The organism is Paenibacillus sp. P46E (assembly GCF_001909095.1).
GTDB lineage: Bacteria > Bacillota > Bacilli > Paenibacillales > Paenibacillaceae > Paenibacillus_AQ > Paenibacillus_AQ helianthi.
This window is the reverse complement of the sequence record NZ_LVYZ01000029.1, coordinates 69584-92495: the sequence shown is the minus strand read 5'-3', so window position 1 is coordinate 92495 and position 22912 is coordinate 69584. Positions and strand designations below refer to the sequence as shown.

Genomic DNA, 22912 nt, shown 5'->3' with positions numbered 1-22912 from the left:
TTGTTTTTTACTTCTATAGTTTTCCGCATCACACCCAGCCGAACAACCGGGCGGCCTGGGCAACAGCGAAGGTTACCGCAATTGCGATTCCGAGCGGGATGACCGCAGAGAGTACGGCCCATTTCATACTGCGGGTTTCTTTATAAATATTGATAAGCGTGGTGCCGCAGGGATAGTGAAGCAGGGAGAACAGCATCATGTTCAGCGCGGTCAGCCAGGTCCAGCCATGACTCAAGAAAATATCCTTGATGCCGCTGAGGCCATCGATATCGACCATCGCGCCTGAGGACATATATCCCATAAGCAGGATCGGCAGCACGATTTCATTGGCCGGCAGTCCGAGGATGAACGCCATAATAATGAAGCCATCCAGACCCAGCAAATTCGCAAAAGGATCAAAAAAAGCAGCCATATGGTTAAGTACACTGTCTCCTCCGACCATCACATTACCCAGAATCCAGGTGACGATCCCCGCCGGTGCTGCGACGACGATTGCCCGGGTCAGCACGTTCAGGGATTTTTCTTTGGAGGAGATTAATATGGTTTTCCAAATTTGCGGGCGGCGGTATGGCGGAAGCTCCAGTGTGTAGTGAGTGGGTACTCCGCGCAGCGCAGTCTTTGACATGACCCAGGAGACGCTTAAGGTGACAGTGATTCCAACCAGGACAATGCCCATTAACACCAGTGCCGTTGATAGTGTGTGCAATGCGCCTGCTGCAGCACCTCCGACCATGAACAGAGATGAGAGCAGAATCAGTGTCGGCCAGCGTCCGTTGCAGGGCACGAAGTTGTTGGTCAGAATGGCCAGCATCCGTTCCCGGGGGGATTCGATAATGCGGGTGGAGAGAATGGCAGCAGCATTGCAGCCAAATCCCATCGACATGGTCAGGGCCTGCTTGCCGTGGCCGCCGGATTTTTTGAACAGCCGGTCCATATTGAATGCCACGCGCGGAAGATAGCCGAAATTCTCCAGCAGGGCAAATACCGGGAAGAAAATCATCATGGGCGGCAGCATGACACTGATCACCCAGGAGGTTCCGCGGTACAGTCCAAGCACAAGTACGCCATGCAGCCAGGCCGGTGCGTTCAACGCCTCAAAACCCGCCGTCAGATAGCCTTCAATCCAGCCGAAAAAGGAAGCGAGCCATCCTGAAGGATAGTTGGCACCTGCAATGGTAATCCAGAATACGAGGCCGAGGGCGGCGAGCATAATGGGGAAACCCCAGATTTTGGAGGTGACGATCTGATCCAGCTTATAGGTGCTGGCGAGCTTCTTCTGGTCCTTGTAGGTCACAGAGTCACGGCAAATACCGGCCGACACCCCGTAGATACCACTGACAATTTCGTCCCGGATAGCCCCTTTGTCAGCCAGCTTCTTTGCGAAGGGCAGCAGGGAATCCATGGCATCTGTTCCCTTAATGACATGCGGTGACTCCATGACCCACAACCCCCTTTGCTTCGGAAATATTTGTGCGTCCCATATGGGCCTTAAGCGACGCGAGCAGGCTGTCATCACCGTCCAGCAGCCGGAGGGCAATCCAGCGCGCCGGATATCTGGTGCCAATGGTCTGCTCGACCAAGGGGATCAGTTCAGCGATGCCCTGTTCAATTTCGTCACTATAGCTGATGCGAAGCGGCTGTGCTGTAAAAGCGCCAGTGGCGACACGCTCGACCTGATCCAGAAGAGCATCAATGCCGATTTTGCCCCTGGCGGAGATGGCCACAACCGGAACACCGAGCCGCTTTGAGATCGCCTTCACATTGATGTCGATACCCAGTCTGCGGGCTTCATCAATCAGGTTGATGCAGATCACGGCCCGCCCGGTAATCTCCAGTACCTGCAGCGCGAGGTTGAGATTGCGTTCCAGCGAAGTGGCGTCCAGAACGACTAGCGTCACATCCGGTTCCTCGAAAATGATGTAATCCCTGGCCGCCTCTTCGTCGGCGGAATTGGAGTACAGCGAATAGGTACCCGGAAGATCGACTGCGCGGTAAGTGTGGTGATTGTGGGTGAATTCGCCTTCAGCCGTAATGACGGTTTTGCCCGCCCAGTTGCCGGTGTGCTGTCGCAGTCCGGTCAGAAGATTGAAAAGCGTGCTTTTACCCGTATTGGGGTTGCCGGCAAAAGCTACAGTAAATGGATTCATTCGTCTCCACCTCCAATCAAAGTCCCGTAGATTAATTCACTTTCTTCGCGCCGCAGCGCAATCGTTGTATTGCTCACGCGGAATGCCGTAGGGTCGCCCAGAGGGCTGCGCCGCAGCACCTCTACTGCGTTGCCAACGACAAATCCGAGATCCAGCAGCCTTCTCCGCAGCACGCCCTGCACTTCGATGCCGCTAATCACGAGTTTGCTGCCATTTACCGCCTCAGACAATGGAATTAGAGCTCCAGCCATAACTTCCCCTACTTTCATATTAGAAATTAGTACATATTGTGCACTAGGGATAGATTTTTGTAGTGTGCCATAATAGTAGTATACGTGAACGAATTTGTCCCTGCAACAAAAAAGTTTCCCTAGGGAAAGATAAATAACTCATAATTACCATTTCTTTTGATTCAGCCGCCGAAACAGGAAACAGCCGAATCCAAGGTAGAAAACCTTGATTCGGCTGCCGGGGGTGAAGATGTCCGTATGCATCGTACGTAAATGAACAGAGGTTAGTTCGGTCTGCTGCTAATGGCTGCCAAAATCCAGAGTGCGGCCGGTCTCGGTCAGGGTTTTGATATTGCTCAGAATATGCCACCAGGCGCTGTCACTGGCTGCATAAGAAGGGTCGTCCGGATGCCAGTTATCGTGTATTAATGTCAGCCGGGTGCAGCCGCCTGCCGCCTCCAGCTGCCAGGAGATACGGGATTCATAGTTTTCCCGGTCCTTGAGATAGGATGGGCCAACCTTGTGTGTGAAGCTTAAGCTCTTCTCCGGGATGTATTGCAGCACCGTTCCGTATACATGTACTGTCTCGTCACCCGCGGCTCCGGGACCCACGTATTCCAGCAGTTCGCCTGGCTTGAAGCTGGAGCGGATTACGCTACCGTAATAGATTTGCTTAACCTGCCCCGGCAAAACCAGTGTGTCCCACACCTGGGCCGGGGAACCGGCAATATAAAATTCATATTTCAATTCGTTCATTTCAATCATTCCTCCTTGAAAGGATATTCTTAAAGTCTAAACCTGTCTCCACTATACAAAAGGATCACTGACAGATATGGTCAGTGATCCTAAGAAAGACATTATGCTGAATAATATGCTGCAAGATCTGCGGTCACCGCTGCGAGCTTCTGCTTCAGGGCTGCAGGTTCAAGGATGGTCAGCGCTTTGCCATAAGGCAGCAGAAAGTAGGGGGCGTAACTATACAGGGTGGCTTCATCCAACAGGAATTTTGCTGTATCTGCACTGCGCTGCTCCAGTGTATGGCCGAACAGCCAATGGCTGCAAAGATCATTTAGTACTCCTTCTGCGGCTGTTATGACAACTTCTGTCAGCTGTGCCGGATCGTTATAACCGGGCAGAAGGCTCTGAAGCAGGAACTCACGCGCTGAGAAGCTGGAGGGGCGCTCAAAGGCTTCCCCCGTCCTCCGCAGGCCCGTGATCCGGTCTACCCGGAAGCTGCGGATTTCCTGACGCTTATGGCAGAAGCCGGTGAGGTACCATTGGCCTTTCCACAGCACCAGTCCGTAGGGATCTATAACGCGGGCGGAAGGGGGGGAACCGTTGCCCTTGCGGTAATCCATCTCCAGCATCAGGCTGTCCGCTGTACAAATCTCAAGCTCTTCCAGCAGTTGCGCAAGCGGAGCAGTAGGTGAATGGAGCGTCTCCAGACCGCTCTCGTGACGCTCCATGTGCGACAGCTGTTCGGCATTGCTGTAACGCTTAAGCTTGGCAATCGCTCCATCCAGCGCCTGCTCATAAGGATATCCGCTTCCCCGTGCGAAGGATGAGGCCTGGACAAGCGCCCGCCGTTCCCCGGCGTCGAAGAACAGCGGAGCTGAGCTGAAGTGCTCCGGGAGACTATAACCGCCTCCTGGACCGGCATCTGCGATTACGGGGACACCGCTGGCGCAGAGGGCGTCAATATAACGGTAGACCGAGCGGACACTCAGCTCCAGCTCTTCGGCCAGCTCTGCAGCAGTTCTCTTGCGCTGCTGCAGCATCCATAGAATGGACAACATGTAATCGGCTTTGGACATGAGTCCTGATCCTCCTTGTACATTGGCTTATTCATTATAGCCAGTGTACCTGTAGAACAGCCCGCCGTCCAACCGGCACAGTGACCTACCGGATAATGATCTGATACAGGACCGGACGAATCACTACCAGTGTCTGCACTGCTGCGACATTCTAAGATGAGGAACGCGCAAATCTGCTGCGCAGCAGGATGGAAAGGGCCAGCAGCAGAGGGATTGCCACCTGGAACACTGGATCAATCCTCAGACTTGGTCCCAGGCCGATAGCAATGTGCTGCGTGTAGTCCCTCTCCAGGAAAGAAGCGCCATAAATAACCGCGCCTACGGGGAATACCCACCATTTAGCCGGTTTTCCGGTCAGCTCCGCTACTGCCTTCACAGAACAGAAGAAGAACAGCATCATCTTGATCAGCAGACCGATGAAGAGCTGGATGGAAACCAGAATATCCAGGCGTTCAATGAACTTCAGGCTGGACAAGGTGCGTACCGTTTTTAAAAAGGGCAACTGGCTGATCCCTGCAACGTTTGGCCCCAGGACGGCTATATTCAGCGCATTCATGAAAATCAGGAATATACTGATCAGGAGATAGGCTACTACAGTGTTTTTTACGGGAACCCCCGGTTTATCCCATAAGGACCACAGCATCAGGAATACAATCATCTGCCCGAAGGGGAAGGAGACAATCTCCGGCAGTGCGGCGTCAGCAATCGGCTTAAATCCGTTCTCGAAGACCGGGCCTAGACGGTTGAAATCCAGGGAACCCATGATCCCGAGCAATAGAACAAGCAATACATAGAAGGACAACACCAGTGGAAGCAGGACCTCCGGCAGGCGGAAGACGACCTCGGCCCCTTTCCAGATCGCGTAAAGAGCAATCAATACAAAAATAAGCATCGTGATAGACATTGGAGTTTTCTGCAGCATGGTTAAAGAGGTCAGCTCACCCAGGTCACGGACATTGCGCATCGACTGGTAAGCGAAATACAGGCTGTAAATTCCGCCAATCACAGAACCTGCGTAACGTCCGAAATGGAGCTTAAGCATGCCGATAAGGTCTGTGCCCAGCGAACTTTGCTGAATCCACATCAGAAGCATAAGCAGAATAAAGCCGGCCATCGAGCCGGTAAACATAGCGAGCCAGGAGTCCTGCTTGGCCTTGCCGCCAAGCAGAAACAGTGGCGTGCTGCCGATCTCAAACAGCATGATCATGAACGAGATTTGCAGGGCAGACACCTGTTCCTTTTTTTGCATGACGGAATCAACCTCCTAACCATTTGATCATTGCTCTGCCCGCCGGCTGAAAGAAAGCTATATACAGGCTAGACACACTTAGATGCGGAGTTCTGGTTAAGCCGCTAATATTAACATAGGCACAGTAAATCAATATACAGCCGTACCACAGCCTATTCAGCTTACGCCTCTTTCCCTTCAGCATGGTGCATCCCCGCCAGAACACGAGGACATAGAGCCCCAGAATTACAGCTATATTCATAGATATGCTCCTTTATTTCTCGTGAACAGATTCGAAGGATTTATTGCTGAGTCCTGTCCGCTCAATTTTCATCGATACATGGGGCCGGATTTCAATCATCTGGAACGTGCTGTCCCAGTTCTTGGCCTTCTTGATCTGCTTGAAGCGTTTGCGGTCACTTCGGTGTATTCTGACCGCGAAGCCTGTAACATCGGCCCTCAGCGTTCTGATCTCCTTCCAGGAATTGTTCACCAGCTCCAGCACCTGCTGTTCAATTGAATGTTCCATTTCTGTAATCGAAGCTCGATCGTTCAAATCCATAACGCTGCCAACTTCGGATAATACACCGCTCCCTTTGATATCTATATCTATCACGTAATGGTCCTGCTCCCACTTGGGATGGACGATGGTTTTGGATTTTTGGAGGATAAAAGAGGCATCCGGCTCGTCGCCGGATTTGGGCTTCGAAGAGAAGGCTATGGTCGCTGTCTTAATCTTGTCTGTCATGAAGGACAAACCAAAAGCCTGTTTCTGACTTAGCCAGCCAATCAGCTGATCTCCCTTCAGCACACCCAGCCTCCCCAGGGCCAGCCGGGTCTGGAGATCAGTACGTCCGGTTTCTTTCGTTTCGTCCATAATCTCCGTCCCGGTAAGCAGGATCTCCGGAAGGACCGCGCTGCCTGATTCGGAGGATAAGGCCATTGCCAGTTCGAACATCTGTACGCCTGGGTAATAGGAGAGCAGCCGGGATTCCTGTTCGATCATCAGCTGGACGCCAGCCCCCTGGTTTTTGGACAACTGCATGAGCTGATCCAGAATATTGCCGGCTTCTCCCTTGGTAATAAATACATAGACGGTTTCCCGGGCATCCTGCTTGCGCAGGAACATATCAATTAATTGGTTAATACCATGTCTGGCGACACTTTCTCCCAGCACGGTAATCCGTGAATGGGAGAAGAACATTTCACGTGTGCTTGTCAGGTTGGTTTTTTCAATCGCTTCCATAATCGTCCTTCCCTTGACTGTAAAAGTCACAAACGGAGGCGAACTGGTGCTTCCGCCTGTACTGCCCCCCATACCGCTGGATCCTGACGAGGGGTTGATGACCTGGTAGGTGGCCTTCCACTGGTTATCCTCCCAGTCATATGCAGACCCGGATGTAATGCCAAGCTCACTCAGCTCCCGGGCATCCCAGCAGCCGGTCAGCAGAGTGGATAAGAGGGGAAGGCACAGGAGGGGAATGATGATTTTTTTGTGAATATTCATGTTTCCCATCCTTTCTGCTTAGGTTTGCCCTTCTTGAACCGGTCCAGTCCGATCGCCCCCAAAGGAACGAGTACATTGAAGAGGAAGAAGACGAGAAATCGTCCTTCCTTGTTATAGAGGTTTAATTTCTCTGTGCTCTGCCAGGTATACAGACACTCCAGCAGGATGAGCAGACCCAAGGCACCGATGAAGGGCCGGCTGCTGCCTACCCTGAAGGTTTGCTTAAAGCACTCTACGGTAGCAAACAGGAAGATTGAAAACTTCAGGTAGATGGACATCACCCAGTAGGAAATGAAAAGAATATCGAGCTTCTCGATAAATTTTCCGATGCGTACAACACTGGCTGCTGTGAATCCGGGATAAGCACTGAGTTTGATAAAATCAGGGCCAAACACCATGAGCGCCGTAACCAGAGAAAACATCATGATTAAGGCAACAACAATCAGGCCACTCCAGCCGATGATCCGGGCCCGCTGCGGATCTTTCAGATATGGTGCAAGGAACAGCAGCACCGCAACCTCGGACATCCATGTGGTTGGAGTAATACTGGCGAGCGTCAGCTCGGCCAGTGAATGGTCAAACATCGGCAGCAACTGGTGCACATTCATCTCATTGGACAGTCCAAACAGATACAGCGGCACAAAAAACACATAGAGCAATATCACAAGGCTGTTCACCCGCGCAATGGCTTCCAGACCTTGTCTTACCATATAGATGGTAATGAGCAGGATCAGTGTGCACAGTAACGGGATTGGCGTATTGAACAGCACATTGTCCTTCAGGAAATTGACGAATTCACGCAGAATGGTCGAGGTAGTGTCCAGGTAAAACTGCAGCATCAAGAGGCCAAGGACTGTGGCGATAACAGGCGAGCTTTTCTCCCCGACCCATGTGAGAAACGGAGCGCCGTTGGTGCGGCGGACGGCGCTGCCGACCAGGGCTGCGATAAGGAGTCCGAAGAAAGTGGACAGCAGTACGGCCAGCGGCGCATCCTGTTCCGCATAGTTGCTGATGATCACAGGCAGTACGACGGTGGCTGTTGGCAGAATTGTATTGACAATCAGCATGGCTGCCTGGGTGGTGCCGATTTTTCCATTCATGCGGGGTCCTCCCCTTGTGGTTTGGGCTGCCCGGATTCTACCTGGCCATTCTTGCCTTCCGCCGGCTTGGGCTTCTGATCCGGGCCTTGTCTGCGTGTTTCCTTGCCAAGGTTGGTCTTGGGACGCATCGTCATGCTCCAGAGAGGAACACGGATTAAGATATCCTTAAGATAACGCGGAACCATGGGTGCAACTGGGGATAGGTACGGCACACCAAACGAGCGTAATCCGGCCATATGAATCAGCAGTACCATCAGAAAGGACATGATGCCAAACAGTCCCAGTGTCGCGGCGATAAACATCATCACAAAACGGATCAGCCGGATGGAGTTGGCGATGGCCAGTGAAGGAATTACAAAGTTGGAGATCGCCGTAAAAGAAACCACAATAACCATAGCGGCGGAGACAAGTCCCGCCTGAACGGCAGCCTGTCCCAGCACCAGTGCGCCGACAATGGATATCGCCGGGCCGATAGTGCGCGGCATGCGTACCCCGGCTTCGCGCAGCACATCGAAGGTCAGCTCCATAAGCAGCGCCTCCGCCAGCGCCGGCAGCGGGACCCCTTCCCGCTGGGCGGCGAGGCTGACCAGCAGGGTGGTCGGCAGCATTTCCTGATGAAAGGTGGTAACGGCAATATAGAGCGCCGGCAGCAGCATAGATACAAAAAAAGCCCCATAGCGGATCAGCCGCAGAAAGGAAGAAATATCATAACGCTGATAGTAATCCTCACTGGACTGAAAAAAGTTGAAAAACGTAGATGGTGCAAGAAGTGCAAAAGGTGTGCCGTCAATGATGATTCCGATTTGCCCTTCCAGAATGCCTCCGGCCATCGCGTCCGGGCGCTCCGTGTTCTGGATGGTCGGAAAGGGTGTCAGGCCCCCGTCCTGGATGAACTCTTCAATATAATTGCTCTCCAGAATGCTGTCTGTATGGATTGCATTCAGGCGGCGGCGGACTTCTTTCAGCACCTGCTCACTTGCGATGCCATCCAGATAGACCAGAGCTACTCCGGTCTGGGTGCGCTGGCCGATTTTATACTCTTCGATACGCAGATCAGAGGTTTTGAGTCTGCGCCGAAGCATGGATGTGCCTGTCCGCAGGCTTTCGGTGAAGCCCTCCTTGGGACCACGGATGACGCCCTGCGAGGTCGGCTCATTGACGCTGCGTTTCTCCCAGCCCGAAGTATCGGCGGCCAGTGCCATCTGGAGCCCGTCGAACAGGATTAGAGTATAGCCGTCGAAGAGCATGGACAGGAGCGCTTCCAGCGTTTTGCCTTCTTTGACGCCTCCAATGGGCAGGATTTGATCCTTGATCATCCTGAAGGCATCTGTGGCGGGGATGGAGTCGCTCTTGAGTGTGACTGTTTCCAGTAGGGGCTGAAGCACAGTTTGATTGACCACATCGGCGTTGACCAAGCCGTCAATATATACAAAAGCCAGCGCTAGCGAGCTTAAAGACTCGTTGGTGAACCTGCGGAAGACGACATCCGAGCTTTGGCCGATCCGCTTGCCAAGCTCCTGCAAGTTCACCTCGAGTGAAGGATCAAGTGGAAGCGGGGCAGGCACGGAGTTCTCTGCGGATTCACTGGCTTTTTTGCGGACCGGCTTCTGTTTGTTTGCCATCGTAACGCCTCCGTTCTGCTGGAATCTGGATTCTTTGGTGTTATTATCCCCGCGTCTTCTATTCCTTATTCTGCCTGCATGAGGGAACGGTCCTTAAGGCCTGCATACAACAAAAGCTCCGTCCATAGCCGTGATGGCTGTGAACGGAGCTTTTGTCTGAGGGTTCTGGCAAAGCCGTATACCTGTAGGTTTTGGGGATTAAAAAAACTACGAACCGGGTTACCGGCAGTTGTTATTTGGTTTTGACCACCAGCGCATTGCTGATCAGCCGTCCTGGGGTAGTCAAGTATTTGCCGCCATAATATAGGCCGCTGGAGGCGCCGCCATCCAGATTCATCGCCTGGTATGCCCCGGCTTGCTTCATGATATGGGCCAGCTGCGGGATGGTTGCCCCGCCGGTGGTCAGCAGAATCAGCTTATGGTCTTTGGTCAGTCCCAGTGCGCTGCGGGAGCCGCCGCCCGTTAATATTTTAGGGTCGCGGAAGCCTTCCCCGGCCACATTCAGGGCTATTTTGCCGTCTACAAGCAACCGTGGACCGGCTTGGATCGCCCCTGTGACAGCTCCGGAATTAAAGTGATCCATAAATTCACTGCCCGGGATCAGCTCTGCCAGAAGGTTGTTATCATAAGCGAATACGGTCCGCTTGTCTGCCGGGCTGTTCTTGAGCATTTTCCCGCCGCTGATAATATATCCATAAGGAACTTTGTAGGCTCCGTCTGTGTAGGCATTAAAATAGGTGCCGTTAATGGCGGCAACTGCTCCGCTGCGCTTGGCAATGCTGCCCAGCGCTTCTGTTCTGCCTATGGTGTTGCCCGCAAGGACAACATCGAGTTTGAGAGCAGGATGCAGCAGGGACACGGTTACCATTTGCACGGTAAAGGATCTGCCGCCCACCTTGTAAGTATGCTTAGAATTTACGACTGCCGGAGAGCCTGCCGAGATCAGCGTGCCGGATAATACAGGAAGCGTGGCAGTGGCATCGCCTGCAGCTAATGTAAGGGAAGCGGCGTCTTTGCTCCACGCCAGCTCAATACCGAGGGTTCGGCTGATAAGGGACAAAGGCACATAGGTTGTCCCATTGCTGCTGAAAGGCCGCTCACTTAGTGTAACGGATTTGCCGTTAACAGAGGCTGCCGTTTGACCGGAAGCCAGAACTACGGAGTTCCCGTCTTTAGATACGGTAATTTGCTTCCCGGTTTGGCCGCCGACACCTGCCTGAATACCGGCAAAACCGTTCAGGAAGCGCAACGGGATGAAGGAGTGGTTATTCTTGTCGACATAGATGGTGGTTTTGGGTGCCGCAGCAGCGGCAGTGCTGACGGGTACAGAGGTTAGTGCAGAGAACATTAGGATGAGAGCGAGCGATAGAACAGACAACTTTTTCATTGTAAACAGTAATCTCCTTTTGAATTATAGGGTGCGGATGCTGGAATGTGGTAAACAGACCCATAATATCATATATCCGGGTAGCGGTTCCGTCAATTATTTCCACTCGTTATAATCATGTTCGCTGCGAGATCCTGGGGGTGCCAATATGCATCTGCCGGAGCGATGGTTTATAATCTACAGATGGCATTCGTCCATTCATATTGAATAAAGGCGGTAAGCATAATGACAACTATTGGCTTGATTCGGCATGGCAGCACACTGTGGAATAAAGAAGGCCGGATTCAGGGTCATACCGATAATCCGCTCGATGAGGAAGGGCTGCGCCAGGCAGCGGCCATAGCTGAGCGTCTTCGCGGAGAAGAATGGGATTACCTCTATTCAAGCGACCTGCTCAGGGCGGTACAGACAGCAGAGGTGATCTCGGAGCGGCTCGGTATTCCGGTCACAGGGCTGGTCCCGGGGATCCGGGAGATGAATGGTGGTCTGATTGAGGGCACTACAGAGGACGAACGAGTGGAGCGGTGGGGCAGCGGATGGAAGAGCATCGATATGGAGCTGGAGAGCGACAAGTCCGGCCAGGAGAGGGGCAGCAGGGCCATCGAAGAAATTGCGGCACGGCATCCCGGCAAAAAGATCCTCGTGGTCAGCCACGGTGCCATTTTGCGCAGTACGCTAAGAAGACTGGTTCCCGGACTTGATGTAACCGTACTGCTGAAAAATACCTCGATCACTCATGTCGTCAAGGACGGCAACGGTTGGACTTGTGCGTTGTACAACTGTGTTTCTCATATTGATGCTGAGCGGCCATAGTGGGTGATCCTGCGGGGTCACCCGTTCTGACGATCCGTCCTGTCGGGGACGGATTTTTTAATGCGCCAGTCTGCAGCATAGGCTTCCAAATGATCCCATGCAGGAAGGAGTTCTTCCTGCCGATAATAAATATATCATGCAAACCGCCTGCTTTATTTCAGAATGATTCATGGTGGTGTTCCGTTCATGTTCAGTGTATTATTGTACTGTAAAGCTTCAAAGTGCGAAATTATTCACACGCAAAAGGAGTGCAATTGGACCATGGAAGCCCGAAATTATATGCTGGCCGCATCCTCGGTGCTCATAGCAGCATTGACTGTCTATAGCATGTTCTATCTGTCCCGGAAATTCAGCGGCAGAAATCAAAAAAACCGCGCGGTCCGCGCGGTCTTAATAATCTTTATTGCAGGTGCCGGAATGAGCGCCATGCACCTGCTGGGCCTGAAGTCCCTCCAGGGTACTGGATTCGCATCCGGTAAAGACGGATTCGTCCTTCCGCTTACACTGTATGTTCTGACGTTGACGGGAATGCTCTACCTGTTCTCCCGGTTGCGTATGCTGCTAGCTGAGCGGGAACAGCTGAAGGAACTGGCTTACTGTGATTCATTAACCAGTCTCCTGAACAAGAACGGCATGGACCACTTCTGGGATCATTGCAAACCTAATGAACAGCTCGCGGTACTGTTTCTGGATCTCAACCGTTTCAAATCCATCAACGATACGCTGGGGCATCATGTGGGCGATTTACTGCTTCAGGCGGTCGGTACCACACTGAGCCAATTCTCGAGCAAAGGGAAACGGCATATTTTCCGCATCGGCGGCGATGAATTTGTGATTATCGCTAAGCGCTGCGGCCGCAAAGAAGCGGAGCAGCTGGCATTACGGATTCTGGAGAAGACGACCCGGAATTATAGACTGGAGAAACATGAACTGTTTGTTTCAGCCAGCATCGGCATCACCATGAGCCATGGGAAGATCGACCGCCAGAAGCTGCTCAAAGAGGCCGATTCGGCCATGTATAATGCCAAGCAGCTGGGGAGCGGCCGCTACTCCGTGTATAAGGAGGAGAATACCAACCCTGCCAAACCGGCTGGCCAATCGGTGAGCCTGCTCCACGGCGGTGTAACCAGCCCCAAAGAACTTGATCATAAGCGAAGCTCCATGCGGGCGTAAGCTGGTGTTATTGCCGGGTTTGTTTTCTAATTACGCTTTTTTAGAGTAAACGGTGTTCACTGTCTTTGCACGCCCCTTCATCATCAGCAGGCACACCAGGGCGAATGCCATACTAACCGTGGCAGCATAGAACAGGATGGAGTAATCCGTAAGATCAATTAGCAGCCCCAGCAGGGGCGGAGATGTAATGGCAGCGAGTGATGAGACTAAATAGTAGATTCCCGTCCGCGTACCGATACTCTCTTCGTCCCCTGTAGCGACCACATAGGGATAGGAATTGATATTGATACAAGCCCAGAACATCCCGCCCAGCAGAAGCAGACCACGCAGCAGGAGTACATTTTCCGCAAACCCCACGAGAGCAAATACCGCCATCAGTCCGCATACACCGAGAATAATGATGTTTTTCTTCCCGAACCGCCCGCCCAGCCAGCCGCTGGGAATCGCAAAGGTTACAAAAGCAAGCGAAAAGAACGTGAGCGAGAACGAAGCCGCTTGCTCGCTAAGCCCCAGATGATGCTTGCCATACAAGGTAAACAGCGTCTCGACCCCCTGATAAGCCACAAACCAGAAAAAAATCGCCGCCAGCAGCCAGACCGTTGTCCGGTCCAGCTGTTTGGTGAGGGAGATGCGTGCTGGCCTGCCCATCGGGCCGCTTCTGCCCGTCACTTGGGAACTACGCTCAGCGCCTGGAATGACTTCGGCATTCACTGCGGCTCCCATGAACCCATCCCGATCCTCCCGAATAAACCTCGACACGATGTACAGACATAACAGCGTGATCAGTCCGGCAGCCGCAAATGGCAGCACAGGGCTTACATCATAGAGATAGGACCCTGCGCCAAAAGCCAAAATAGATCCTACTCCGCCCATGAAGTTAATCAGTCCGTTAGCCTTGGTGCGCTGAGGCTCCGGCGTTATATCCGGCATCAGTGCGACGGTCGGCGAACGATACAGGCTCATGGCCAGATTCATCATCATCATGAACAGCAGGAGAGTGAACAGTCCGGTGTGGAAAGGAATCAGCAGGGTCAGCACGGCAGCCAGCGGCATGCCGATCATCAAATAGGGCATTCTTCGCCCGAAACGGGTAGCTGTCCGATCACTGCGGTTGCCAATCCACGGCTGCAGAAACAACGCAAAATAGTTATCGATGGTCATCATGAAGCTGATCAGGGCGACGCTATGCACATATTTCTCCAGGAAAAAAGGGACAAACGCGTTGTATAAGCTCCAGGTGATGCTGATGCTGAAGAAACCGAAGCCAAGCAGCCAGACTTTTTTCACAGTCACACTCCTTTGGACGCCATTAGTCCTGCGAGTACATCTGGAACATCGGTAATAATGCCCGCTACACCGGCATCGATCAGGTATTTCATCCGCTCGGGATCATTTACAGTCCACGGATGATAGACAATTCCATGCTCCGACGCCTCGGCAACAAACTCAGGCAGTACAGCAAAATGATAGGCATGCAGCGCATCCGCCTGCAGGGAAGCCGCATAATCCCAAGGCCGGTATAAGCCCTCTCCATACAAAATGCCCGTGCGGATCTCCGGTGCCAGCGACTTGCAGTACGCAAGTGAATAGTGGTTGAAGCTGGACAGCACTACGCGCTCACTCATGCCGTATTCCCGCACGGCGGCAATGACCTTTTCCTCCATGCCGGGGTAGAGGAACATGCCGTTTTTCAACTCAATATTGAGGATTGTGTCACGTCCGTGCACCAAATCCAGCAGCTCTTCAAGGGCGGGAATGCGTTCCCCCGCGAATGCAGCTCCAAACCATGAACCGGCGTCCGCCTCCAGTACCTCACTCAAAGTTTTATCCTTCACCAATCCGCTCCGGTTCGTAGTACGGCTTAGATCCTCGTCATGAATGAGGACCAGCCCTCCGTCCAAGGTCATCTGTACATCGGTTTCGATGCCGGTTGCACCCAGCTCCAGTCCCTTGCGGAAAGCCGCCATCGTATTCTCCGGGCAGACCGCGGATGCACCACGGTGTGCAAAATTAATCGTCTTGTTCATGTCGTTCAGTTCCTCCGTCTCATTTGTGTTGGTATACTTCTGCCGCAGCAGGTGCGGACTTCCATATTTCTTATTCCACACTACAGCATGAAACCCTGTCCCCGGGTAGCAAAAAGGCGATGATTTGGAAATTTTAACATTGGGATGACGTTAATGGAACAGAAACAAGCAGTAAGGGCATTTTTGCATGGTGTGTTCTATTGGAATGGCTTAAAATAAAATTTATGTTCAATAAGCGGGATTGGAAAGTTCGGTCTCAGGATGGACAGAGAAAGATTCCACAATGAGCAGTCTGACCCGTTGTCCCAAGGAACGGAGTGGAAAAAGGTACACTAATTCACCAATCCAGGTGTGAAAATCAGAAATAGGTGGTGGAGAATTTCCACCTGGTGTGCCTGTAACCTTTATTCTGTGTGACAAATCTTAAGTTCGATTATGGGATCATAACAATCATAGAAAGAAGAGATGGCTGTGAAATATTGTCTGGAATGCGGAACAGAGCTGGTGATGAAGGAATGCAACGGGGAGGGGGAGGTTCCTTTTTGCGAGGCTTGCGGGGTGTTTCGGTTCCCGGTCTTTAGTACAGCAATGAGTACGGCAGTTCTAAACCGGGGGCTGGACAAAATACTGCTGATTCAGCAGTATAACCGCCCCGTCTTCATCCTGCTGGCAGGTTACGTGAACAAGGGCGAGAACGCGGAAGAAACGCTGATCCGTGAGGTGAAAGAGGAGGCAGGGCTGGACATCATCGCTTATGAATATATGCGCAGCGAGTATTTTGCTCCTTCGAATACATTAATGCTTAACTTCATTAGCATTGCGGATACGGAGGATTTGAGCGGAATGAGCGCGGAGCTGGACCACGCCCAGTGGTTCACGCTGGAGGAGGCCGCCGATGCCATATTGAAGGGCAGCCTAGCGGAGCATTTTTTGCTGAATATCCTGGATAAGCTGACCAAGGGCCGGACCCTGGAGAGCTTCACACCTGCAGTCCGGTAGTCACGCCGACATAATGCCGCGAAGCATTTCATGGACCTGTTGAGCCTCTGAGAAGGCTTGGGAGTAGGCGGAATCGGATTTTTTGGCCGGGGACGGTCCCGGTAGGAACGGAATGGAGAGCACCGGAGTATCCGCGTTGTCGAGATAGATTTTTAGAGTGAGTTCATTGATAACTTCGGTAGTTTCAGCACCTGGATTGGTTTCGATTGTGTTCGAATGGGCGACTGTGCCCGGAGTCCGTCTGACCGCACTGGTCGTAATGCGGCTGGTTTTGCTGACTTTGGTGAGCGTTAGCGCATTTTCTACAATTTCCGATCCCAGAATGTTCTCATACAGGAACATCGCTGGTGCTGTGCCTTCCGGGCTGATGGGATCATAGATGCCGACCGCCATGTGCTTACCTTCTTCATCCAGAGCGATGATGTGGGATTTATCCGGGGTGATATAATGCCCGGGGAATTTGGAATTGAAGGATGCTAGGCCATGGGCCGATACGTTCCGGGTGGACGACGGGTGGGATCGTCTGATTTGCAGCACTGCTGCTGTGAGCAGCAGCGAAATACCCAATATGGCGAACATATACATCAGGAAATGGAGCATTAGACCGCCTCCTAAAAGTTTTGTGAGCGTTACTTCTGTGAATCCCCAGCGTGCAAAACTTACTCCGAAAGCATATGCCAAGTTTTGTGAGCGTTACTCCTGTGAATCCCCGGCGTGCAAAACTTAGTTTGGAAGCGTATGCCTCCAATAGTAATAGATATGCTCAAGGGACGTGAACAAATACATAGACTGTGCTTCTGCGGATACTATATTATTTTTTTTATTCCGCAAGGTGGAACAAACTAGAGATTACAGGGGGATATCGGCGATGATTGTAGATACATTGGGCCATTTGCTGGAGAATGAGGCGGCTTACGGAGAGAAGATTCAGAGAGGGCTGCAGTTCCTGCGCGATACCGACTTTGCCGGACAGGCGGCTGGACGCCATGATGTGGACGATGAAATGTTTTATTTCATTAATGAATATGAAACTAAGGATGCCGGGGAGTGCTTCTGGGAAGCGCACAGAGTGAACCTGGATCTGCATTATATTCTGGAAGGCACAGAGCGGATTGGCTACGCCGCTATCGAACAGCTTGAGGTGCGGGACGATTACAGCGCTGATAAGGATGCGATTTTCTTCACAGGTGCAGTGAAATCCACAGTAACCGCAGGACCGGGAGCGCTAGTGGTCTGCTATCCGCAGGACGGGCATATGACAGGGATTGAGGCGGGGAAACGCGAAGCGGTGCGGAAAGTAGTTCTGAAGATTAAGCTGTGATTACCGGGACTGCACAATATACTTCTTATTAATAACACAATCTGAGGAGCCGTTAGGCTCCTTTTTACATGCTTGCAAAGCTGATCCAGAGTATAATGAATTGCATCTGGAATCTCCGTTTCAAGACGAAACACGTGAGATTCAAGGATTTCTCAAATACAGCAAGTTAGTTTCTCAACTTCACTCTACATAGCAGGCAGATTACAACGATAAGCAGTGCATCATACGGACAAGGAGCCGCACTCATGAGTATATATCTGGAACTTCCGGATGTGGATAAGCACTTTCCCTTTCGCAGTCTGATTTGTGGAGGGGATGAGCTCTGTTATCCGCATTGGCATAAGGAAATCGAAATCATCTATGTTACTAAAGGAAGACTAAATTTGGGAATTAATGATACCCCAATCCGTATGGAACAGGGCGAAATTCAGTTCATTAACGGCGGGGACGTGCATTATTTTCTCGCTTCGCCCGAAAGTGAGCGGGTGGTGATCCAGTTCGACCTGAATTTGTTTCAGGAAGTTGCTGCCCTGGGAGACAGCGGCTATTCCCTGCGGGATTTGTTCACGGAGATGGAGCACTCAAGCCAGTCATGGCCGGAGGGGGCGGCTGCCCGGATCATTCCCCTGATTGAGAGCATCTACGAGGAAGATACCCAGCGGCGGGAAGGCTATGCCTATATGATCAAAGCGAGGATGTTCGAGCTGTTGACCGTTATTTTGCGGGAGATTCCGAAGAGCAGAATCAAGCGGGAGCCTAAGTTCTCCGAGGATACGCTAACCCAGTCCCGGGAAACGATGGAACGCCTGGAGCGGATTTTTGCCTATGTGGAGCAGCATTATCAAAAGGCGATTTCCCTGAACGAGTTGGCCCGTTACATGGGCTTCAGCCCGTATTATTTCACCAAGCTGTTCAAGCGTAATACAGGGATGACCTTTGTTGCTTTTCTGAATGAATACCGGCTGAACAAAGCGAAGTGGATTCTGTTAAATGAGGACTTGCCCATGTCTGCTGTGGCCGAAGCCGCGGGGTTTGGGAGCGTGAAGACCTTTCATCATTTTTTCAAGGATGCAACCGGAATATCTCCGCTGAGGTACCATAAGACAATATTCAGGAATAATTCAGCAAGAATGCAGGAAGAAAGCGCCGGGGCGGATTTGTATGATAGAGATATCAAAACCAGTGGAGGTTAGGCCTGAATGACATTAAGAATAGGAATTATCGGCTGCGGCGGAATCGCGAACGGCAAACATATGCCCGCATTGCAAAAAGTAGAGGGAGCCGTGATGGTAGCCTTCTGCGATATCGTACCTGAACGAGCCGAGAAGGCAAAAGTGGACTTCGGTAATGAAAGCGCTGTGGTCTACACCGATTATAAAGAGCTGCTTAAGGATACAAGTATAGATGTGATTCATGTGTGCACACCGAACATTTCCCATGCGGAAATTTCCATCGCTGCCATGGAAGCCGGCAAACATGTGATGTGTGAGAAGCCGATGGCCAAGACAACTGCGGAAGCGCAGGCAATGATTGATGCTTCTAAGCGGACCGGCCGCAAGCTGACCATCGGGTACCAGAACCGCTTCAGACCGGATTCGGCTTACCTGCATACCGTATGTGAGAATAACGGACTTGGAGAAATCTATTATGCCAAAGCCAAGGCGATCCGCCGCCGCGCGGTACCAACTTGGGGAGTATTTCTGGATGAGGAGGCGCAAGGCGGCGGACCGCTGATCGACATCGGGACTCATGCCCTCGACCTTACCTTGTGGATGATGGACAATTACAAGCCTAAATATGCCGTGGGCAATGCTTATCACAAGCTGTCCGGCCGTAAGAACGCCGCGAATGCCTGGGGGCCATGGGACCCGGAGAAATTCACTGTTGAAGACTCTGCTATCGGATTCATTACCATGGAGAACGGAGCGACCATTGTTCTTGAAGCCAGTTGGGCGCTGAATACCCTGGATGTAGGCGAAGCCAGAACCGTACTCTGCGGCACAGAAGGCGGAGCCGATATGGAGAAGGGGCTGCGGATCAACGGAGAAGAATACGGCAAAACATATGAGAAGCATATTGGCCTGGATGCGGCCGGTGTGGATTTCTACGACGGCGCCGGGGATGATCCTGCGGTGGCTGAGGCCAAGCAGTGGATCGACAGCATTGTGAATGACACGGAGCCGGTGGTGAAGCCGGAACAGGCGCTGGTGGTCACCCGTATTTTGGAGGCCATTTACAAATCGTCGGAGACGGGAATGCCCGTATTTTTTGAATAAACAGAGAAATCCCGAATACGATCAACGACATAAGAGCCAGGAGTGTGTTCATAGTGACCAGAGTAACCGTATGGAATGAATATCGTCATGAACGTGAGGAAGAGCGCATCCGGCAGGTCTACCCGCAGGGCATTCATGCCCAGTTGGCTTCTTTTCTCAGCGATGCCGGACTGGATACAGCGACAGCAACGCTGGATGAGCCGGAACACGGCTTGACAGAGGAAGTGCTGAATAACACCGATGTGCTGGTATGGTGGGGGCATGTGGCCCATCAGGAAGTGAGCGATGAGGTCGTGAACCGTGTTCATCAGCGTGTGCTTCAGGGCATGGGGCTGGTAGTGCTGCATTCAGGGCATATGTCCAAAATCTTCATGAAGCTGATGGGGACAAGCTGTGATCTGAAATGGCGCGAAGCCGGTGAAAAAGAACGCTTGTGGGTCATGGACCCGAGCCATCCGATTGCCGAAGGCATAGGCGAGTATATTGATCTAGAGCAGGAAGAGATGTATGGAGCTCACTTTGATGTTCCGGCACCGGAGTCGCTGATTTTTGTCGGCTGGTTCGAAGGCGGGAACGTATTTCCGAGCGGATCGACGTACCGGCGCGGCAGCGGGAAGATTTTTTATTTTCAGCCCGGACATGAATCGTATCCGACCTATTACAACAAAGAGATTCAACAGGTCATTATCAACGGCGTGAACTGGTGTGCCGGAGCCAAGCGCGACTACCCTGTGTATGGACATTCCGAGGCGCTGGAGCCAATCAAAGAAAAGGTGGGAGTCTAGATGAAATTAGGAGTATTTGATCCCGTATTTGGAAGTCTGAGCCTGGATGAGATGCTGGATAAAATCGCTGCCGCCGGCCTGAATGCCGTCGAGATCGGTTCCGGGGGTAATCCCGGCAATCCGCATTGTCCTACGGATGAGCTGCTGGCGAGCGAAGCGGCCCGTGAGGCCTATTTGGAAAAGTTCACGAAACGCGGCATTATGATCAGCGCCTTCAGCTGCCATAACAACCCGATTTCACCGGATAAAGAAGAAGCTCGCCAAGGCGACGAAATCCTGCGTAAGTCGATCAAGCTCGCTTCACTGATGGGTGTTGCCGTGGTCAATACCTTCTCGGGCACAGCCGGGGACAGCGACGAGGCCAAAGCACCGAACTGGCCGGTCACACCTTGGCCTACAGTGTACAGCGATATTCTAACCTGGCAGTGGGAGCACAAACTAATTCCTTACTGGAAGGAGATTGCCCAGCTTGCGGAAGAACATGGCGTAAAGATTGGCATCGAGCTGCACGGCGGCTTCCTGTGCCATACTCCGTATACGATTCTCAAGCTGAGAGAAGCGACGGGACCGGCGATTGGAGCAAATCTGGACCCGAGTCATTTGTGGTGGCAGGGCATTGAGCCTGTGGGTGCGATCAAAATTCTCGGCAAGGCCGGAGCGATTCACCATTTCCATGCCAAGGACACATACCTGGATCAGGACAATATTAATATGTATGGTCTGACAGATATGCAGCCTTACGGCGATGTGCAAACCCGGGCATGGACCTTCCGTTCAGTCGGCTGCGGGCACAGCCTGTCCGAATGGTCCGATATCATGAGCGCGCTGCGCACCTATGGCTATGATTATGTGGTAAGCATTGAGCATGAAGATCCGCTGATGTCTGTGGATGAAGGCTTTCACCGCGCAGTGACCAACCTGCAGTCCATCCTGATCCGCGAGCAGCCGCTCGATATGTGGTGGGCGTAGGGGAATAAGAGCTGTATAAGTAAAATGTTCAAAAGCCATCACCGGCCTGCTTATTGTGCAGGCAGTGATGGCTTTTTCTTCGCTTGCCCACCCTTGCCCTACTGATGCTTATAATAAATCACCGTGGCGGACATTTTCCCATCGCCGGAAATTACATAATCCGGGATTTTGCCTGCTTCCACAAATCCGCGTGATTGGTAGAGCAGGTTGGAAGGATCACCCTCGCGTGTGTCCAGCACCAACAATGTCCGGCCATTTGCCGCAGCTGCCTGCTCTGCGGTATCCATCAGCAGGCGGGCAATGCCTTTGCGGCGGTGCTCAGGATGCACCATCAGCTTGGCGATCTCTGCCCGGTGCGGGGCGTTCGGCTTCAGTACGAAATGGAGCTGCACCGTGCCCACTATGGTTTCTCCCTCGAGTGCTACCCAGAGCAGGACGCCCGGTGCCAGCACATCCTGCCAGAAGGCAGAAGCTTCTACCGCTGCCATCGGAGGCAGGAATCCGATAGATGCGCCATCTTCTACGACATCAATTATTAGTTTGTTCAGTTGCTGCAGGATCTCTGGTTGTAGCTCTTCAAGCTGTGTGATAGTAATTTCATGGCTCATCCGTTGTTCATTCCCTCCAACTAAAAAATATCGTATGAAATTCATTATAACGATAAGATGGAAGTATTCAATTTTAACTGCTGCACGGAGAGGAGATATAACATGCTGCTGGAAGTTATTGCAACGACGGTGAGTGATGCGGTTATAGCTGAAAGGAACGGGGCGGACCGGATAGAGCTGATTACCGGCATCCGGGAGGGCGGGCTGACTCCAAGTCTGGGACTGATAGAAGGTGTACGGGAAGCCGTCAACCTCCCGGTAAGGGTGATGGTGCGCCCGCATGCCCGTTCTTTCCGGTATGATGAAGCCGATGCGCAGACGATGCTGCGGGATATCCGTCACATTGCAGCCGTAGGCGGATTATCCCTTGTCATGGGAATGCTCCATCCTGACCGGACGGTTGACGAAGAACTGCTCAAGAGGCTGCTGCAGGCTGCGGGCGGGATGGAAGTTACGTTTCACCGGGCTTTTGACGAGGCAGAGAATCAGCTTGCAGCATTGGAGATCTTATCGCGCTACCCTCAGATTACGGATATTCTGACTTCCGGAGGACGGGATACGGCGCCCGAGGGGAAAGAGCGGATTTCAGTTCTTGAGCAGCTGGCCTCCGGTTCTTCCGTCTCCATCCTTGCGGGCAGCGGCTTAACCGCCGATGGTCTCAGTGAGTTCATCACACAGACAGGAGTAAGCCGGGTGCATTTTGGCTCTGCAGTAAGGGAAGACGGAGATCCGCTGAAGCCGGTAGACCCGGTGCGGGTTCAGTCGGTACGCAGTATTCTGAATTCACTAAAGGGAGACCGGCCGCTATAATTCTGATATTAACAACTTGATAATATCAACTACCTGTGCTAAAATGTTGTTAATAACAAAATGTTAATAACAAAAAGTTAACAGGAGGTAATTTCT

The 22912-nt window shown here is 52.2% G+C and carries 23 protein-coding genes; 9 read left to right on the top strand and 14 right to left on the bottom strand.

What is annotated here, in order from left to right; all coding sequences use genetic code 11:
• Positions 1 to 28: 28 nt before the first annotated feature.
• The 10 genes from A3849_RS07590 to A3849_RS07540 form a co-directional block, all read right to left on the bottom strand.
• A complete protein-coding gene (locus tag A3849_RS07590; RefSeq protein WP_074110862.1) occupies positions 29 to 1438 on the bottom strand; it encodes a nucleoside recognition domain-containing protein in 1410 nt (469 codons plus the stop codon).
• Positions 1416 to 2147: a FeoB small GTPase domain-containing protein gene (locus tag A3849_RS07585; protein WP_074110861.1), complete on the bottom strand. Its 732-nt coding sequence runs from the start codon at positions 2145 to 2147 to the stop codon at positions 1416 to 1418. Before A3849_RS07585 ends, A3849_RS07590 begins: the two co-directional genes overlap by 23 nt.
• Complete coding sequence (locus tag A3849_RS07580) at positions 2144 to 2398, bottom strand: FeoA family protein (protein ID WP_074110860.1); 255 nt, start codon at positions 2396 to 2398, stop codon at positions 2144 to 2146. The genes A3849_RS07585 and A3849_RS07580 overlap by 4 nt, the downstream gene beginning before the upstream one ends.
• 279 nt (positions 2399 to 2677) lie before the next feature.
• Positions 2678 to 3133, bottom strand: a complete 456-nt coding sequence (locus A3849_RS07575; protein ID WP_074110859.1) for an SRPBCC domain-containing protein — start codon at positions 3131 to 3133, stop codon at positions 2678 to 2680.
• A 101-nt stretch (positions 3134 to 3234) separates the two neighbouring features.
• On the bottom strand, positions 3235 to 4191 hold the full coding sequence (locus tag A3849_RS07570; RefSeq protein WP_074110858.1) for a helix-turn-helix transcriptional regulator: 957 nt from the start codon (positions 4189 to 4191) through the stop codon (positions 3235 to 3237).
• Positions 4192 to 4342: 151 nt separating this feature from the next.
• Positions 4343 to 5440 carry a GerAB/ArcD/ProY family transporter gene (locus tag A3849_RS07565; protein WP_074110857.1) on the bottom strand — a complete coding sequence of 366 codons (1098 nt, stop codon included), beginning with the start codon at positions 5438 to 5440 and terminating at the stop codon, positions 4343 to 4345.
• A 253-nt stretch (positions 5441 to 5693) separates the two neighbouring features.
• Positions 5694 to 6926 carry a Ger(x)C family spore germination protein gene (locus tag A3849_RS07555; RefSeq protein WP_074110855.1) on the bottom strand — a complete coding sequence of 411 codons (1233 nt, stop codon included), beginning with the start codon at positions 6924 to 6926 and terminating at the stop codon, positions 5694 to 5696.
• The gene (locus tag A3849_RS07550) at positions 6923 to 8026 is read right to left on the bottom strand and encodes a GerAB/ArcD/ProY family transporter (RefSeq protein ID WP_074110854.1); all 1104 of its coding nucleotides are present in this window, start codon (positions 8024 to 8026) and stop codon (positions 6923 to 6925) included. Before A3849_RS07550 ends, A3849_RS07555 begins: the two co-directional genes overlap by 4 nt.
• Complete coding sequence (locus tag A3849_RS07545; protein ID WP_074110853.1) at positions 8023 to 9648, bottom strand: spore germination protein; 1626 nt, start codon at positions 9646 to 9648, stop codon at positions 8023 to 8025. Before A3849_RS07545 ends, A3849_RS07550 begins: the two co-directional genes overlap by 4 nt.
• 232 nt (positions 9649 to 9880) lie before the next feature.
• Positions 9881 to 11035, bottom strand: a complete 1155-nt coding sequence (locus A3849_RS07540; RefSeq protein ID WP_074110852.1) for a phosphodiester glycosidase family protein — start codon at positions 11033 to 11035, stop codon at positions 9881 to 9883.
• A gap of 225 nt (positions 11036 to 11260) precedes the next feature.
• On the opposite strand from A3849_RS07540, the gene A3849_RS07535 reads away from it, so the two are divergent.
• Positions 11261 to 11848 (top strand): histidine phosphatase family protein, encoded by a 588-nt coding sequence (locus A3849_RS07535; protein ID WP_074110851.1) that lies wholly within the window; start codon positions 11261 to 11263, stop codon positions 11846 to 11848.
• 261 nt (positions 11849 to 12109) lie between these two features.
• Positions 12110 to 13021, top strand: a complete 912-nt coding sequence (locus A3849_RS07530; protein WP_074110850.1) for a GGDEF domain-containing protein — start codon at positions 12110 to 12112, stop codon at positions 13019 to 13021.
• A 30-nt stretch (positions 13022 to 13051) separates the two neighbouring features.
• Here the strand turns inward: A3849_RS07530 and A3849_RS07525 are convergent, their stop codons facing one another.
• A complete protein-coding gene (locus tag A3849_RS07525) occupies positions 13052 to 14308 on the bottom strand; it encodes an SLC45 family MFS transporter (protein WP_074110849.1) in 1257 nt (418 codons plus the stop codon).
• Positions 14309 to 14310: 2 nt separating this feature from the next.
• On the bottom strand, positions 14311 to 15048 hold the full coding sequence (locus tag A3849_RS07520; RefSeq protein WP_074110911.1) for a glycerophosphodiester phosphodiesterase: 738 nt from the start codon (positions 15046 to 15048) through the stop codon (positions 14311 to 14313).
• A 465-nt stretch (positions 15049 to 15513) separates the two neighbouring features.
• On the opposite strand from A3849_RS07520, the gene A3849_RS07515 reads away from it, so the two are divergent.
• Positions 15514 to 16047, top strand: a complete 534-nt coding sequence (locus A3849_RS07515; protein WP_256700688.1) for an NAD(+) diphosphatase — start codon at positions 15514 to 15516, stop codon at positions 16045 to 16047.
• Here the strand turns inward: A3849_RS07515 and A3849_RS07510 are convergent, their stop codons facing one another.
• Positions 16048 to 16647, bottom strand: coding sequence for a hypothetical protein (locus tag A3849_RS07510; protein ID WP_074110848.1), 600 nt, complete (start codon positions 16645 to 16647; stop codon positions 16048 to 16050).
• Between the two features lie 268 nt (positions 16648 to 16915).
• Here A3849_RS07510 and A3849_RS07505 point away from each other — a divergent pair, with 268 nt between their 5' ends.
• The 5 genes from A3849_RS07505 (at position 16916) to A3849_RS07485 (ending at position 21398) form a co-directional block, all read left to right on the top strand.
• The gene (locus A3849_RS07505) at positions 16916 to 17368 is read left to right on the top strand and encodes a NanQ anomerase/TabA/YiaL family protein (protein ID WP_074110847.1); all 453 of its coding nucleotides are present in this window, start codon (positions 16916 to 16918) and stop codon (positions 17366 to 17368) included.
• 245 nt (positions 17369 to 17613) lie between these two features.
• Positions 17614 to 18561 (top strand): AraC family transcriptional regulator, encoded by a 948-nt coding sequence (locus A3849_RS07500; protein WP_074110846.1) that lies wholly within the window; start codon positions 17614 to 17616, stop codon positions 18559 to 18561.
• A 6-nt stretch (positions 18562 to 18567) separates the two neighbouring features.
• Positions 18568 to 19644 (top strand): Gfo/Idh/MocA family protein, encoded by a 1077-nt coding sequence (locus A3849_RS07495; protein WP_074110845.1) that lies wholly within the window; start codon positions 18568 to 18570, stop codon positions 19642 to 19644.
• 53 nt (positions 19645 to 19697) lie between these two features.
• Positions 19698 to 20429: a ThuA domain-containing protein gene (locus tag A3849_RS07490; RefSeq protein WP_074110844.1), complete on the top strand. Its 732-nt coding sequence runs from the start codon at positions 19698 to 19700 to the stop codon at positions 20427 to 20429.
• Positions 20430 to 21398 carry a sugar phosphate isomerase/epimerase family protein gene (locus tag A3849_RS07485; RefSeq protein ID WP_074110843.1) on the top strand — a complete coding sequence of 323 codons (969 nt, stop codon included), beginning with the start codon at positions 20430 to 20432 and terminating at the stop codon, positions 21396 to 21398.
• Positions 21399 to 21496: 98 nt separating this feature from the next.
• On the opposite strand, the gene A3849_RS07480 is transcribed toward A3849_RS07485, so the two are convergent.
• Positions 21497 to 22006 carry a GNAT family N-acetyltransferase gene (locus tag A3849_RS07480; RefSeq protein WP_074110842.1) on the bottom strand — a complete coding sequence of 170 codons (510 nt, stop codon included), beginning with the start codon at positions 22004 to 22006 and terminating at the stop codon, positions 21497 to 21499.
• A gap of 102 nt (positions 22007 to 22108) precedes the next feature.
• On the opposite strand from A3849_RS07480, the gene A3849_RS07475 reads away from it, so the two are divergent.
• Positions 22109 to 22816: a copper homeostasis protein CutC gene (locus A3849_RS07475; RefSeq protein WP_074110841.1), complete on the top strand. Its 708-nt coding sequence runs from the start codon at positions 22109 to 22111 to the stop codon at positions 22814 to 22816.
• Positions 22817 to 22912 lie beyond the last annotated feature (96 nt).

Bases quoted from the DNA above. Each gene is read 5' to 3' on its own strand.
- A3849_RS07510 (WP_074110848.1), bottom strand. From the start codon at position 16,647: ATGCTCCATTTCCTGATGTATATGTTCGCCATATTGGGTATTTCGCTG.
- A3849_RS07570 (WP_074110858.1), bottom strand. From the start codon at position 4,191: ATGTCCAAAGCCGATTACATGTTGTCCATTCTATGGATGCTGCAGCAG.
- A3849_RS07535 (WP_074110851.1), top strand. From the start codon at position 11,261: ATGACAACTATTGGCTTGATTCGGCATGGCAGCACACTGTGGAATAAA.
- A3849_RS07555 (WP_074110855.1), bottom strand. From the start codon at position 6,926: ATGAATATTCACAAAAAAATCATCATTCCCCTCCTGTGCCTTCCCCTC.
- A3849_RS07480 (WP_074110842.1), bottom strand. From the start codon at position 22,006: ATGAGCCATGAAATTACTATCACACAGCTTGAAGAGCTACAACCAGAG.
- A3849_RS07565 (WP_074110857.1), bottom strand. From the start codon at position 5,440: ATGCAAAAAAAGGAACAGGTGTCTGCCCTGCAAATCTCGTTCATGATC.
- A3849_RS07540 (WP_074110852.1), bottom strand. From the start codon at position 11,035: ATGAAAAAGTTGTCTGTTCTATCGCTCGCTCTCATCCTAATGTTCTCT.
- A3849_RS07590 (WP_074110862.1), bottom strand. From the start codon at position 1,438: ATGGAGTCACCGCATGTCATTAAGGGAACAGATGCCATGGATTCCCTG.
- A3849_RS07580 (WP_074110860.1), bottom strand. From the start codon at position 2,398: ATGGCTGGAGCTCTAATTCCATTGTCTGAGGCGGTAAATGGCAGCAAA.
- A3849_RS07505 (WP_074110847.1), top strand. From the start codon at position 16,916: ATGATTGTAGATACATTGGGCCATTTGCTGGAGAATGAGGCGGCTTAC.
- A3849_RS07495 (WP_074110845.1), top strand. From the start codon at position 18,568: ATGACATTAAGAATAGGAATTATCGGCTGCGGCGGAATCGCGAACGGC.
- A3849_RS07515 (WP_256700688.1), top strand. From the start codon at position 15,514: ATGGCTGTGAAATATTGTCTGGAATGCGGAACAGAGCTGGTGATGAAG.
- A3849_RS07545 (WP_074110853.1), bottom strand. From the start codon at position 9,648: ATGGCAAACAAACAGAAGCCGGTCCGCAAAAAAGCCAGTGAATCCGCA.
- A3849_RS07530 (WP_074110850.1), top strand. From the start codon at position 12,110: ATGGAAGCCCGAAATTATATGCTGGCCGCATCCTCGGTGCTCATAGCA.
- A3849_RS07550 (WP_074110854.1), bottom strand. From the start codon at position 8,026: ATGAATGGAAAAATCGGCACCACCCAGGCAGCCATGCTGATTGTCAAT.
- A3849_RS07585 (WP_074110861.1), bottom strand. From the start codon at position 2,147: ATGAATCCATTTACTGTAGCTTTTGCCGGCAACCCCAATACGGGTAAA.
- A3849_RS07500 (WP_074110846.1), top strand. From the start codon at position 17,614: ATGAGTATATATCTGGAACTTCCGGATGTGGATAAGCACTTTCCCTTT.
- A3849_RS07520 (WP_074110911.1), bottom strand. From the start codon at position 15,048: ATGAACAAGACGATTAATTTTGCACACCGTGGTGCATCCGCGGTCTGC.
- A3849_RS07575 (WP_074110859.1), bottom strand. From the start codon at position 3,133: ATGAACGAATTGAAATATGAATTTTATATTGCCGGTTCCCCGGCCCAG.
- A3849_RS07485 (WP_074110843.1), top strand. From the start codon at position 20,430: ATGAAATTAGGAGTATTTGATCCCGTATTTGGAAGTCTGAGCCTGGAT.
- A3849_RS07475 (WP_074110841.1), top strand. From the start codon at position 22,109: ATGCTGCTGGAAGTTATTGCAACGACGGTGAGTGATGCGGTTATAGCT.